The organism is Rhizobium sp. C4, from assembly GCF_021026315.1.
GTDB lineage: Bacteria > Pseudomonadota > Alphaproteobacteria > Rhizobiales > Rhizobiaceae > Ensifer_A.
This window is the reverse complement of sequence record NZ_JAJNCX010000004.1, coordinates 179,178-192,062: the sequence shown is the minus strand read 5'-3', so window position 1 is coordinate 192,062 and position 12,885 is coordinate 179,178. Positions and strand designations below refer to the sequence as shown.

Annotated in this window: 13 protein-coding genes; 7 read left to right on the top strand and 6 right to left on the bottom strand. The window is 61.8% G+C overall.

Features of this window, described 5'->3' with window-relative positions:
• Positions 1 to 69: 69 nt before the first annotated feature.
• From ilvC to LQK84_RS09590, 3 genes are all read right to left on the bottom strand, one after another.
• Positions 70 to 1,089, bottom strand: a complete 1,020-nt coding sequence (gene ilvC / locus LQK84_RS09600) for a ketol-acid reductoisomerase (RefSeq protein WP_230828477.1) — start codon at positions 1,087 to 1,089, stop codon at positions 70 to 72.
• Between the two features lie 49 nt (positions 1,090 to 1,138).
• Positions 1,139 to 1,807 carry a TetR/AcrR family transcriptional regulator gene (locus LQK84_RS09595; protein ID WP_442966938.1) on the bottom strand — a complete coding sequence of 223 codons (669 nt, stop codon included), beginning with the start codon at positions 1,805 to 1,807 and terminating at the stop codon, positions 1,139 to 1,141.
• Positions 1,808 to 1,889: 82 nt separating this feature from the next.
• Positions 1,890 to 2,513, bottom strand: a complete 624-nt coding sequence (locus LQK84_RS09590) for a TetR/AcrR family transcriptional regulator (RefSeq protein WP_230828475.1) — start codon at positions 2,511 to 2,513, stop codon at positions 1,890 to 1,892.
• 95 nt (positions 2,514 to 2,608) lie between these two features.
• Between LQK84_RS09590 and LQK84_RS09585 the strand changes: the two genes are divergently transcribed.
• From LQK84_RS09585 to LQK84_RS09570, 4 genes are all read left to right on the top strand, one after another.
• Positions 2,609 to 3,310 carry a hypothetical protein gene (locus tag LQK84_RS09585; RefSeq protein ID WP_230828474.1) on the top strand — a complete coding sequence of 234 codons (702 nt, stop codon included), beginning with the start codon at positions 2,609 to 2,611 and terminating at the stop codon, positions 3,308 to 3,310.
• A gap of 83 nt (positions 3,311 to 3,393) precedes the next feature.
• Positions 3,394 to 4,335 (top strand): bifunctional helix-turn-helix transcriptional regulator/GNAT family N-acetyltransferase, encoded by a 942-nt coding sequence (locus LQK84_RS09580; RefSeq protein WP_230828473.1) that lies wholly within the window; start codon positions 3,394 to 3,396, stop codon positions 4,333 to 4,335.
• 68 nt (positions 4,336 to 4,403) lie between these two features.
• A complete protein-coding gene (locus LQK84_RS09575) occupies positions 4,404 to 4,778 on the top strand; it encodes a DUF4087 domain-containing protein (RefSeq protein WP_230828472.1) in 375 nt (124 codons plus the stop codon).
• A gap of 158 nt (positions 4,779 to 4,936) precedes the next feature.
• Positions 4,937 to 6,526, top strand: a complete 1,590-nt coding sequence (locus tag LQK84_RS09570; protein ID WP_230828471.1) for a diguanylate cyclase — start codon at positions 4,937 to 4,939, stop codon at positions 6,524 to 6,526.
• Positions 6,527 to 6,587: 61 nt separating this feature from the next.
• On the opposite strand, the gene LQK84_RS09565 is transcribed toward LQK84_RS09570, so the two are convergent.
• The gene (locus LQK84_RS09565) at positions 6,588 to 7,052 is read right to left on the bottom strand and encodes an Lrp/AsnC family transcriptional regulator (protein ID WP_230828470.1); all 465 of its coding nucleotides are present in this window, start codon (positions 7,050 to 7,052) and stop codon (positions 6,588 to 6,590) included.
• Between the two features lie 181 nt (positions 7,053 to 7,233).
• Here LQK84_RS09565 and LQK84_RS09560 point away from each other — a divergent pair, with 181 nt between their 5' ends.
• Together LQK84_RS09560 and LQK84_RS09555 are read left to right on the top strand one after the other, a co-directional pair.
• A complete protein-coding gene (locus tag LQK84_RS09560; RefSeq protein ID WP_230828469.1) occupies positions 7,234 to 7,953 on the top strand; it encodes an aspartate/glutamate racemase family protein in 720 nt (239 codons plus the stop codon).
• Between the two features lie 192 nt (positions 7,954 to 8,145).
• Complete coding sequence (locus tag LQK84_RS09555; protein WP_230828468.1) at positions 8,146 to 9,660, top strand: bifunctional metallophosphatase/5'-nucleotidase; 1,515 nt, start codon at positions 8,146 to 8,148, stop codon at positions 9,658 to 9,660.
• A 118-nt stretch (positions 9,661 to 9,778) separates the two neighbouring features.
• Here LQK84_RS09555 and LQK84_RS09550 read toward each other — a convergent pair whose 3' ends face one another.
• Complete coding sequence (locus LQK84_RS09550; protein WP_230828467.1) at positions 9,779 to 10,531, bottom strand: pyridoxine 5'-phosphate synthase; 753 nt, start codon at positions 10,529 to 10,531, stop codon at positions 9,779 to 9,781.
• Between the two features lie 401 nt (positions 10,532 to 10,932).
• Here LQK84_RS09550 and LQK84_RS09545 point away from each other — a divergent pair, with 401 nt between their 5' ends.
• The gene (locus LQK84_RS09545) at positions 10,933 to 11,631 is read left to right on the top strand and encodes a MerR family transcriptional regulator (RefSeq protein WP_442966937.1); all 699 of its coding nucleotides are present in this window, start codon (positions 10,933 to 10,935) and stop codon (positions 11,629 to 11,631) included.
• On the opposite strand, the gene LQK84_RS09540 is transcribed toward LQK84_RS09545, so the two are convergent.
• A complete protein-coding gene (locus tag LQK84_RS09540) occupies positions 11,632 to 12,759 on the bottom strand; it encodes an ATP-dependent DNA helicase (protein WP_230828634.1) in 1,128 nt (375 codons plus the stop codon).
• Positions 12,760 to 12,885: the final 126 nt, after the last annotated feature.

Genomic DNA, 12,885 nt, shown 5'->3' with positions numbered 1-12,885 from the left:
GCTTGTTCTTGCCGATCCCCGCATCGCCAGAGGCGTGCAAGCCAGATGGCCGGGATCGGCAAGCCGATATTAGTTGCGGGCCTTGTCGACGAGCTTGTTCTTGCCGATCCAGGGCATCATGGCGCGGAGCTTTTCGCCGACCTGTTCGATCGGATGCTCGTCGTTCAGGCGACGGGTTGCCTTGAAACGGGCAGCGCCCGAATGCCATTCCTGCATCCACTCGGAGGTGAACTTGCCGGACTGGATGTCCTTGAGGACGCGCTTCATTTCAGCCTTCGTTTCAGCCGTGATGATGCGCGGACCCGTGGCGTATTCGCCCCACTCGGCCGTGTTCGAGATCGAGTAATTCATGTTGGCGATACCGCCTTCATAGATCAGGTCGACGATGAGCTTCACTTCGTGCAGGCACTCGAAATAGGCCATTTCCGGAGCGTAACCAGCTTCGGTCAGCGTTTCGAAGCCAGCACGGATGAGCTCGACGAGACCGCCGCACAGAACGACCTGTTCGCCGAAGAGGTCCGTTTCGCATTCTTCGCGGAAGTTGGTTTCGATGATGCCCGAACGGCCGCCGCCAACGCCACAAGCGTAGGAAAGAGCGAGTTCAAGAGCATTGCCCGAAGCATTGTGATGAACGGCAACCAGGCACGGCACGCCGCCGCCCTTCTGGTATTCGCCGCGAACCGTATGGCCGGGGCCCTTCGGTGCGATCATGACAACGTCGACGGTCTTCTTCGGCTCGATGAGGCCGAAGTGAACGTTGAGGCCGTGCGCGAAGGCAATCGCTGCACCGTCGCGGATGTTCGGCGCGATGTCGGCCTTGTAGATGCCGGCCTGCAGTTCGTCAGGCGTTGCCATCATCAGGAGGTCGGCCCAGGCGGCAGCTTCGGCCACCGTCATGACCTTGAAGCCATCGGCTTCAGCCTTGGCAACGGTCGGCGAGCCTGCCTTGAGCGCGATCGCGACGTTCTGTGCGCCGGAGTCCTTCAGGTTCAGCGCGTGGGCGCGTCCCTGCGAACCATAACCGACGATGACAACTTTCTTGGACTTGATGAGGTTAAGATCGGCATCCCGATCGTAATAAACGCGCATTATTCGGTTCCTTCCCTTGATTAAGGCGTCTGTCTGTTGCGGCAAGAATTCACGCATGCCTGATGCGCGGCTCTTCCCATTTGTTCGCGGCTCCGTAAAGGCGCAGGAAGGCATCAACCGCCCGATCCGCCCTGGAACCGAATTCCTTGCGCGCCGTCTCCGGGGAAACGCCCAGCAACATGCGCACATGAAGATCGCTGACGGCCAGACCGTATAATGTCTGATAGGCCTCGCCGCCATCGGAAAAATCGAGAAGTCCGGAACGCCGGCCGGCATCGAGCAGCGTCATCGCGCGCTTGCCGATCGGCCCGCGTCCGCGCTCCAGCATCAGCCGGCCAAGCTTGCCGCCGCCCGCCCCCGCCTGCCCGATGGACAGACGGTTGAGGGCCAGCGAAACTTCGCCGGACAGCACATCCACGAGATCGCGAACGAAGGTCAGCAGATGGGCGCGCAATTCCTCGCGCGTCAGCTTGCCGCCCGCCGGCTCGTAGGTGCGAACCTTGGAGGCCTGATAGGCGATCATCGCGGCCAGCAGACCGTCGCGGTCGCCGAACCATTTGTAGAGGCTTTCCTTGGAGCAATTGGCCGCGCGCGCCACGCCCGCCGTCGTCAATGCCTTCTCGCCGCCCTCGACAAGAAGGCTCAGCGCCTCTTCCAGAACGGCGCTCTGGCGCGGGGAAAACTGGTCCTGCTCCGGCTTGCTCATGTTCGACCTCATTCGGTACCGTACGGTACGGTTCGTGTTCTAGTCGGATCTAATGCGGCTGTCAACGCGATGCAGAAAAGAGATCGAAGTTTTTTCAGCGGCGGAAAGCGGCAGAGACCATCTCGACCAGCGCGTCCTCGAAGCCCGGCGTCCCCGCCCGGCCGCCGCCGAACAGGACATCCGAGCGGATGGCCCCGATCGCGCCGCGCAGCATGATGAATTCCGCATCGGGCGAAGGTCGTCTGCCGCAATCCTCCGCCTTCGCCACCACCGTCTCGACCAGCGCACTGGTGATACGTGTCACCATCTGTTCGTAACACTGGACAAGTCCCGGAATTTTGACCGCCGCCTTCAAAAGGGCCCGCCGCACAGCTGGACGACCTTCGAATGGCCGCAGGGTCGGGCGGACGACGAGGCGCACGATCTCCGCAACCGATCGTGCATCCGTCGCCTCGAGCGCCGCGAGGATGTCCCGCTCCTGCCGCTCCATCTCGTGGAGCGCCATGGCCTTGAAGAGCGAGGGCTTGCCGGAGAAATAGCGGTAGAGCGTGCCGATCGAAAAGCCCGCCCGTTCCGCAACATGGTTCGTGGTGACCACGCCGTCGTCGGCGCGCTCGAGAAGTTGAGCAGTCGCCTCGAAAAATGTCTCGACGGTCTGCCTCGCCCGGTCCTGCCTCGGAGAATTCCGTTCGGATTCAAGTGGTTCGAGCATGCTCATCGGTCTGTCTTCCAGATGGTGGAAAGTGAGTAGCGCCGCAGCGGCAAGATTGCGATCATAGCTCAAAGATACCGATCCACGGAGCCCGTTCAAGAATGAAAAGATTTCGCCTCGCCGCCCTCTCTCTCCCCGCCCTCCTCCTCGCGCTGCCTGCGGTCGCCGATGAACAAGGTTCAAAGACCGGCCTTTTCAATACCCGCTATTGCGAAATCCTGACGCTGAACCGCAACGGACTGAAGGCCAAGGCCACCGTCTACAACACGATCGGTTTCAACGATTGCCCTGCCAGCGCCTGGAACGGCATCGACAAGAAGGCAGCCACGAAACAGCTGGGCGCCGACGGCCTCGACATGAACGGCCCGCGCTACTGGCTGATCGACGGGATCAAGGGCAAGGGCGTGTCCGCCACGGGCAAGACGATCACGGTCAACGGCATCGAGATGGGCGAACGCGCCACGCTGGACGTCTCCCTGAAGCAGGCGCTCGGCGGCAGGAAGCTCTACTCGCCGAATGAGGTGAAGCGCGAAACAGTCTTCACCTTCCGGGCAGGAAAGCCCGTGTTCGAGCTGAAGGACCCCGAAGGCAACGTCTACCGGATGCAGTCCTATTCCCAGATCGTCAACAAGAAGGAGACGCTGGAGGACCTCGCCGGGCTCGGCGCGAAGCTGAAACTGCCCAAGGGCTGGACCTATTCCACCCGCGTCCTCGACAAGGATTACGATCTGCTGGCGACAGGCCTTGCCTATGTCGTTCAGGACGATTTCCAGAACACCTATCAGCGGCTGCCCAAGCCCTGACCCGGCATGACACACCAATCAATTTAGTTGACTCAGTCCACCAAATGCGCGACACAGGGCGGCCAACAGCGAGTTCGCCGCCCATGCCAGGTCTCCAGACCATCGACGCCATCCGCGCCTTCAGCCGCTTCTACACCACCCGCCTCGGCGTGGTCGGGCCGACCTATCTCGGCACCGAACACACGTTGAGCGATGCCCGCGTGATCTTCGAGCTCGACGTGCGCAAGACGGCGCGCGCCGCCGATCTCGTCCAGGATCTCGGCATCGACCCCTCCTATCTCAGCCGGATCATCACGCGTTTCGGCAAGGCGGGCCTTCTCACTGCAACGCCCGATCCAGACGATGGCCGCAGCCGCCTTCTCAGCCTGACGGCAAGGGGCCGCGAGGAAGCCGCACGGCTGGCCGTCCTTTCGAGAGGCGAGATCGGCGCGATGATCGAACGCCTCTCGGAGCCCGAGGCGCAGTCGCTGGAAGTCGCACTCGGCACCGCCGAACGGCTTCTTTCGAAAGACACACCCCGCCCCGCCTTCGATCTGCGCCAGCATCGACCCGGAGACATGGGCTGGATCGTCGAGTCACAGGCCTCCTTCTACACGCGCGAACACGGCTGGAATGAAAACTTCGAGGCCTTGGTCGCCGAGATCGTGAGCCAGTTTCTGAAGAGCTTCAATCCGCGGCGCGAACGCGTCTGGATCGCCGAACGTGACGGCGCGCGCATCGGCTCCATCGTCCTTGCCGACGGCGGCGATGACACCGGCAAATTGCGCCTGCTCTACGTGGACGAAGCCGCCCGCGGTCTCGGACTGGGCAACCGGCTGGTCGAGGAGTGCATCGGCTTTGCCGCGTCCGCCGGCTATCGCAGGATCAGTCTCTGGACCAACCACACCCTGACCGCCGCGCGGTCCCTCTATACCCACAAGGGATTCCGCAAGATCGAGGAGGCGGAGCATGCGATGTTCGGCCCGCCCCTCGTCGGCGAAACATGGGAACTCGAACTCTCCGGAATTGGCTCTCCCTCGCCTTGATCCGTCGCTTCATTTGTGATCCAAAATCCTCCATGGGCGCGAGGGGATTTTCTGCGCCGGATGAGGATATGATGAAGACGTTTCTGCTTTCCAGCGTGCTTGCCGCAGCCTGCCTGATGTCCGCCAATGCCAATGCCGGCGGGCCGTTGACCCGCTGTGGCTGGGTGTCCAATCCGACGCCGGGCAACTGGTATCTCTCCGACAGCGACGGCGACTGGACGCTCGCCACCCAGGGCGGCGACGACGAAGCCATGGGCATGGACGTCATCGGCGACATCAGTGCCGGCGACTATGAGGCCACCAATGGCAATTACGGCTACGCCTGCGGCTGCATGAAGGTCCGCGACGATCCGTCCAGAATGCGCATTCTGGAAGTGTTCAGTTTCAAGCAGTCGCGGCTGGCAAAATGCACGAATGAACCGAACCTCCCCTCGCCGCAATGAGCGGAACGGGACAACGTCTTCCGTATCAATCTGAAACAGGGTACCCTAATATTACGGGGCAACCAGATAAACTTCTTTAGAGATTTCGGAGTAGACGATGCACCGTGTCGGGCGCCACTCGCGTGATGCCGCCTGAACAGAGGAATAGAGGCTCTCTTTTGACCACAGCAACCCTTCTGCTTGCGGCGATGTTCGCGCTCGGCTTGATTGCCTGCGGTGCGGCATTCCGGTCGCCGCGCGCGCCGGGCAAGCATGCGTTCATTCTCGCGGTCGTCGCCGCGCTGTGGTGGACGGCGATGGTGCTGCTGCGTTTGTGGACGCCTGAACTCGCTGGAAAGGTCTTTTTCAGCGAACTGGCCTGGTTCGGAATTGTCGGTGCGCCGATGTTCTGGTCGGCCGGCATCCTCAGCTACTCCGGTTATCGCTGGCTCGGCACGCCGCAGGCTGCGGTCGCGATAGCCCTCTATGCCGGCTTCGCAGGCATTGCCGCGCTGACCAACGACTGGCATCACGGCATTTACACGGGCATCACCAATGCGGAGCGGCCCAGCTTCGCCCACGGCTGGCTCTTTCAGCTGGTGGTGACGGGCACCTATATCTTCATGATCTGGGCCTGCATTACCGCGATTAGCCGGCTGCAGCTGTCTCAGGCCATTCACAGGCGGCAGCTTTACGGCCTCGTCGCAGCCATGCTGCTGCCCTGGGTCGCCAATTTCGCCTTCGTCTTCTTCGAATTCCGCCTGTTCAACGACGACCCGACGCCGTTCGCCTTCACCCTGACATCGCTTGCGATGCTGATGATGCAGGAACACGGCAAGCTGTTCGTTGCCCCGCCGATCGCCCGCGACGTCATCTTCAACGTCCTTCCCGACCCCGTGATCGTGGTCGACGGCGACGCCCGCGTGCTGGAGGTCAACCCGGCCGCCGGCAAGCTGCCGGGACTGACCGAAAGCGCGGTCGGCACCATTCTGCCGGCAAGCCACCCGCTCCGCGCCTGGCTCGACCGCGACGTGAACGCCGTGCAGCCGCTGCTGACGATCGATGAAATCGAAGCCACCTATGAAGTCTCCGTCCAGCAGCTGGAAAAATGGGGACGAGACGGGTCGCAGATGATCGTCCTTCGCGACGTGACCGCGCGCGAGGCCGCCCAGCAGCAGCTGGCGTCAGCCTCCCGCGACCTCGCAATCCGCCTGAACGAAAACCTGGCGCTGCAGAAGAAGCTGGCCGAAGACGCATCCCGCGACCACCTGACGGGGCTCTACAATCGCCGCCACGCCAGCAAGATGATTCCCGAACTCATCGCTACGCTTGCCCCCGAGCGCGCCATCGCGTTTTCCCTGATCGACCTCGATCATTTCAAGCAGGTCAACGACCAGTTCGGCCATGACACCGGCGACCGGGCCCTGATGGGCTTTGCCGGCATCCTGCGTGACAACATTCCCGAGGGAGGCAACGCCTTCCGATTCGGCGGCGAGGAATTCCTCATCGTCATGCCGGGCGTCGACGAGACAGAGGCTCTGGCGCTTGCCGCGCGCTGGCGCACACGCCTCGAAGAGGAATCCCCCAACATCGTTCCGGGCTTCAAACTGACATTCTCCTCCGGCATCGCTGTCTACCCGCATCACGGCCAGTCGCTTGGTGCCTGCACCAAGGCGGCAGACGTCGCCCTGTACGACGCCAAGGTCCAGGGCCGGAACTGCGACGTCGTCTGGCGCGCGAAGACCAGCCCGTTGCACATCGCCTCCTGACGACAGCTTCACCCCTGCTCCAGCCCTGCGTCCAGCGGCCTCGCGGCAGCGGGACGAGCGGTCACTCCGCGTAGTTGACCGGCAGTGCCAGCCCGGACTTCAGGATTTCCATGGAGATGGATGCAGAAACGTCGAACAGCGAGATATGCCGCACGATCTGCTTGTAGACCGTATCGTAGTGCTCCGCACTCGGCAGAACGATCTTCAGGATGTAGTCGAACGAGCCCGTCACCCTATGCGCCTCGACAATTTCGGGAATGGCGGAGATGACCTTGCGGAATTCGTCGATCCAGGCATCGTTATGCGTCGCCGTCTTGATCAGCGCAAAGACCGTCGTCGGCACCCCCATCTTGCGCCGGTCGAGAACGGCCACCCGCCGCGCCACATAGCCCGCCTCCTCCAGCCTCTGGATGCGTCGGGAACAGGCGGAGACCGAAAGACTGACCTCGTCGGCAATGGCCGCCACCGCCAGGCCGGCATCCTCCTGCAGGAGACGCAGGATCTTGCGGTCGCGATCGTCAAGCATGATTTTCCCCATTCGGACAGGTTGCGCCAGATCAAGGCGCGGACGGTTTGCGCGCGCGTATAGCTGCGCCGAAAATATTTGCACGGTTCGGCCCGAATCGCAAAATGTTTGCAAACAATTCGCCCAGCGCGTCGGGCATATTTGCACCATCACACGCAAACGCGCAATTTGAGAGACCATTATGAAGAAGATCGGCGTCATCGGCGGCATGAGCTTTGAAAGCACCGCAATTTATTACCGGATGATCAACGAAGAGGTCCGTGGCCAGCTTGGCGGTCTCACCTCCGCCGACATGCTGATCCACTCCGTCAATTTCGCCGAGATCGTGGCGCTGCAGAAGGCCGGCGACTGGGCCGAAGCTGCCGAACGGCTGGCAAAGTCTGCCGCCAACCTTGAAAAGGCCGGTGCCGACTGCATCCTCATTGCCACCAACACGATGCACAAGGTGGCCGACGAGGTCGCTCGCCACATCCATATCCCGCTCATCAACATCATCGACGTGACCGCCGAGGCGCTGAAGGCAAAGCATGCCAGGAAGCCCCTGCTGCTTGCCACCCGTTATACGATGGAAGACGGCTTCTATGCCGAGCGCATGGCACGCCACGGTCTCTCCCTGGTGACACCCGACCATCTCGGCCGGATCATCATGCATGATGTCATCTTCAATGAACTCTGCGCCGGCCACGTCTCGGAGGCCTCGCGCAAGCGCGTCATCGAAATCATCCAGAAGGCCAAGGACGCCGGCGCCGACAGCGTCATCCTCGGCTGCACGGAAATCTGCATGCTGATCGATCCGTCGATGAGCCCGCTGCCGGCGTTTGATTCCACCGCCATCCATGCCGCCGCCGCCGTCGATTTCGCCCTCGCCGGCCTGCGCGCCGAAATGACCGAAGCCGCCTGAAGTCGGGCCGCAAGAAACCTGCAGGCCGTCGGCACGCCCGGCGGCCTTTTCGTGTGTCGCAGATTTGACCAACCGGAAAAAACCTGTTGCGCCGACGTCATATTGCTGGAGTAATGCGACCCTGTCCGGATGGGGCCCGGCCTTGCCTGCACCTCTGGACCTATTGGTAACATCCTCTGGAGGTGATTGACGATGAAGCGATTTTCAAAACTGACGGCTGCGCTCTTTGGCGCAACAATGCTCTGTTCGGCGGCCGTGACGGCAGCACAGGCCGAAACGGTCAAGATCACCTTCCTCGGCGTCGGCGACGTCTACAATTTCGATGGCGGCAAGACGCGCGGCGGTCTGGCCCGCATGAACGCGGTCGCCAAGGCCGAAAAGGCCGCAAACCCGAACACGGTCTATGTGTTCGACGGCGACATGCTCTCGCCCTCGCTTCTCTCCGGCCTCGACAAGGGCCAGAACATGATCGAGCTCACCAACATCGTGCCCTTCGATCTGGCCGTTCCCGGCAACCATGAATTCGACTTCGGCACGCAGAACTTCCTGGCCAAGATGAAGGCCTCGAAATATCCGTGGGCCGCGATCAACATCACCGGCAAGGACGGCAAGCCGATCGAAGGCCTCGGCGGCGTGATGGTGAAGGACGTCGCGGGCGTGAAGATAGCCCTCATCCCGGTCGCGCAGGACACCTCGCCTGAAGTCGCCACGACCGATGACTGGAAGTTCGAATCCACCGTCGAGACCGCCGTCACCGCCGCCAAGAAGGCGCGCAAGGATGGCGCGGACCTCGTCGTCGGCGTAGTCCAGGCCCCGCATTCCTACGACCAGCTGATGTTCGCCTCCAAGGCCTTCGACGTGATCCTGTCCGGCGACGACCACGACATCGTGACGCAGTACAACGGCATCACCGCCTATATCGACACCTCGATCGACGCCAACTACATGATGCCGCTCGACCTCAACGTCACCGTCGAGGAGAAGGACGGCAAGCGCAAGGTCAGCTGGGAGCCGATCTTCCGCTTCATCGACACCGCCACCGTCAAGCCGGATCCGGACACGCAGGCCAAGGTCGACGAGTTCAAGAAGGAACTCTCCAAGGAACTCGACGTCGCCGTCGGCAAGTCCGAAGTTGCACTCGACAGCCGCCGCAACATGGTTCGCACCCAGGAAACGACCATGGGCAACCTGATCGCCGACGCGCTGAAGGAAGCGACCGGCGCAGACGCCACGATCATCAATGGCGGCGGCATTCGCGGCGACAAGCAATATGCGGCCAATATCGACGTCACCCGCAAGGACGTCCTGAGCGAGCTGCCATTTGGCAACAAGACCGTGCTCGTCGAGCTGACCGGCAAGCAGATCCTCGACGGCCTGGAAAACGGCTTCTCGCAGATCGAGGATGGCGCGGGCCGCTTCCCGCAGGTCGCCGGCCTGAAGATCGTCGCCGATCCGAAGGCGCCCAAGGGCAAGCGCGTCGTCTCCGTGACCATCGGCGACAAGCCGCTTGATCCGGCCGCAAAGTACAAGATCGCCACCAACGACTACATGCTCTCCGGCGGCGACGGCTACACCGCGTTTACCGGCGGCAAGGTGCTGGTCGACGCCAACAACGGCAAGCTGATGGCCAATGATGTCATGGTCTATATCCGCAAGGTCGGCACGGTGAAGACCGGCGTCGAAGGCCGCATCACCTTCAAGCAGTAATCTCTGCCTGAATACGAAATGAAAGAAGCCGCCGAAGGCAACTTCGGCGGCTTTGTCATGTCGTGATATAGGAGTGGACGTCAGACCGGCGGCGCGTCAGGCCGGTTCGCCTGATCCCTCAGACCTTCTCGCCGCAGGCACGGCGATAGCGCCGCACCGTCTCGGCCATGCCATGGACCAGCGCATCCGCCGTCAGGCCATGGCCTATGGAGACTTCCGCCAGCATGGGGAGATGGCTTGCCAGAAGCGGCAGGTTTTCCACCGTCAGGTCGTGACCGGCGTTGACGCCAAGGCCGAGTTCGGCGGCGATCGCTGCCGTTTGGCCGAGTTCGGCGGCAATCTTCTCCGCTTTGGCTGGATCATCGAAGCAACCACCGTAAGGTCCGGTGTAAAGCTCGATCCGGTCGGCACCGACCTCGCGGGCGATCTCAAGCGCTTCGCGGTCCGGATCACCATCGGCAAACAGCGAAATGCGGAAGCCCCCCGCCTTCAGCCGCCGGCATACCGTCGTCAGCCGCGCGCGGTTGGCGCGGAAGTCCCAGCCGTGGTCGGAGGTCGCCTGGCTCGGATCGTCCGGCACCAGCGTCACCTGTTCCGGCTGATGCTTTTCGACCAGTTCCAGAAAGTCATCGGTCGGATAGCCTTCGATGTTGAACTCGGCCTGCGGAAACTCGTCGTCAATCAGCGCGCGGAGCTCCGGCACGTCGGTAAAACGGATATGCCGCTGGTCGGGGCGCGGATGCACGGTCAATCCATGTGCGCCGGCTTCCAGAGCAATGCGGCCGATCCCCGTCACGCTCGGCCATGGCAGGTCGCGCCGGTTGCGCAGCATGGCAATGGCATTGAGGTTCACCGAAAGCTTGGCAGTCATGAGCATGAAATCCATTGAGGCAGGTCGAGATTACGGACTGCGACCATAGTGGACAGCGTTTTTCCGCGCCAGTCGCAATCGGGTGATCAACCATCTCGCGAATTTATGCATCCATGCTGCCAAATGGCCATTTTGCTGTTTTGGCGCGATTTACACGGTTTCCAGTTATTACGTGAAATGCAGGCCGGATTGCCCCTCATCTGGCCTCAGCCGCATTGCGCAGAAGGTGCGTACGTATATTCTCAAACTGCGAGATGGCGGGACCTGATGTCGCTTGAGACGGCGATGTGACGATTATGGAAATATATTTGGAAGAAAATATGGCGAAGCCATACCGAATAGTTCGATATTCGAAACATTTGCCGGTCTCGGGCAACGACTGACTGAAAGCGGGAACATTCATGTCAGACGGAAGTAAAGAGAGCTTGCGGAGCCCTGTTGCCCCGAGCAAAGGCGTTGCCAAAGCCGTTGATCGGATTGGTTTTTTACCCGATATCGATCTGCCGCCCAGCCTTCCAGCCCACGGCATCGGCATTGCCGAAATGGCCAATGCTTTCGGTGTCACCCACCGCACGCTGCATTTCTACGAGGAAAAGAACCTGATTGCCGCCGGCCGCTCCGGCCTGATGCGCGTCTATGACCGCAAGCAGGCCGTGCGCATGGCCATCATCAACGCCTGCCGCGAAATCGGCATGCCGGTCGCCGTCATCCAGGAATTGATGGAAGCACTTGACCGCGCCCACAGCCAGGAAGACGCCGACAATCTCTTCCTGCAGGCCCTTGAGACGCGCCGTCGCGAGCTGATGGCCGAGCAATCGACCATGCTGCGCCAAATGCATCGCATCAATGATCTCATCGAACAGGCGGCCGGCATTCCCGACAATGCGAACGACAATTTCGAGGCCTCGGACTTCGAGCCGCGCGAGTTGCACTGCCTGGCGCTGATGTCGGAAGGCTATGCCCCTGCCCGGCTGTCGCGGGCGCTGGGTCTCAACCTTGCCGAGATCGCCGAACTGGAAAACGCCATCATCCGCAAGTTCGGCGCCAACAACCGCTTTCAGGCGGTCGCCAAGGCCGTTCTGCTCGGCATCATCAAGTAATCACCGGACGATCGTCAGCCGCTCGGCCGCCCGCGTGATCGCGGTGTAAAGCCAGCGCTCCCGCGTGTCGCGAAACGCCCAGCTCTCGTCGAACAGCACGACATTGTTCCACTGCGAACCCTGCGACTTGTGCACGGTCAGCGCATAGCCATAGTCGAACTCGTCATAACGCTTGCGCGTCTGCCACGGAATTTCCGTGTCGATATCCTCGAACGCCGCCTTGAGCAGCTTGATCTTGGCCGCGCCGCGATCCATGTCGTCGTCTTCCGGCTTGACCAGAAGATTGATCCCCGGCTTCACCGTCTCGCGCGACGAGCTCATGACCTGCCAGAGCGAACCGTTGAGCAGCCCCTTGGCGGGGTCGTTGCGCAAGCAGACCAGCTTGTCGCCCGCCTGCGGATAATCCGCCGTGAACCCCTTCAGCTCGCGCAGCCGCTGGTTATAGCGCCGCCGCGTCTTGTTGGTGCCGACGAGAACCTGATCGGCCTCGAGCACGAGATCCTGCGTCACCTCGTTGCGCGAAATGACCTGGGCCGTTCCCCAATCACCCTGCATGATCTCCTTGCCCTCGCGCACATGCATGGCAAGTTCGATGATAGGGTTGTCCCGCGCCTGACGGTGAATGTCGGTCAGCAGAAAATCCGGCTCGGCATCGGTGAAATAGCCGCCACCCGTCACCGGCGGCAGCTGGCCGGGATCGCCCAGCACGAGGATTGGCGTGCCGAAGCTCATCAGGTCGCGCCCCAGCGCCTCATCCACCATCGAGCATTCGTCAACAATGATCAGCGCGGCCTTCGCCACCGGGCTCTGCCGGTTGATGGCAAACATCGGCGCAATCGAAGTCTTGCCGGTCTCCTCGTCCTCCACGGCCTCTTCGCCGCGCGGGCGATAGATCAGCGAGTGGATGGTCTTGGCATTCGTCGCGCCCTTGGAGCGCAACACCTGCGCGGCCTTGCCGGTGAAGGCGGCAAACAGCACATCGCCGTCAACATGCTCGGCAAAATACCGCGCCAGCGTCGTCTTGCCCGTCCCGGCATAGCCGAACAGCCGGAAAAGCGGCGACCGGCCCTCTTTCAGCCAGCGCGAAACGGCCTTCAGGGCCTCATCCTGTTGTGGTGCAAGTTCCATGGGCCCCGGCATGGCAGGATTCGTATGGGAAAGGCAAGAACAAAACGTGGCCGCAACCGCGCCACACAGGGCGAGGATCAGACGCGATCATCCGCCACGCTTGGTTTGCAACCCGCACCGACATAG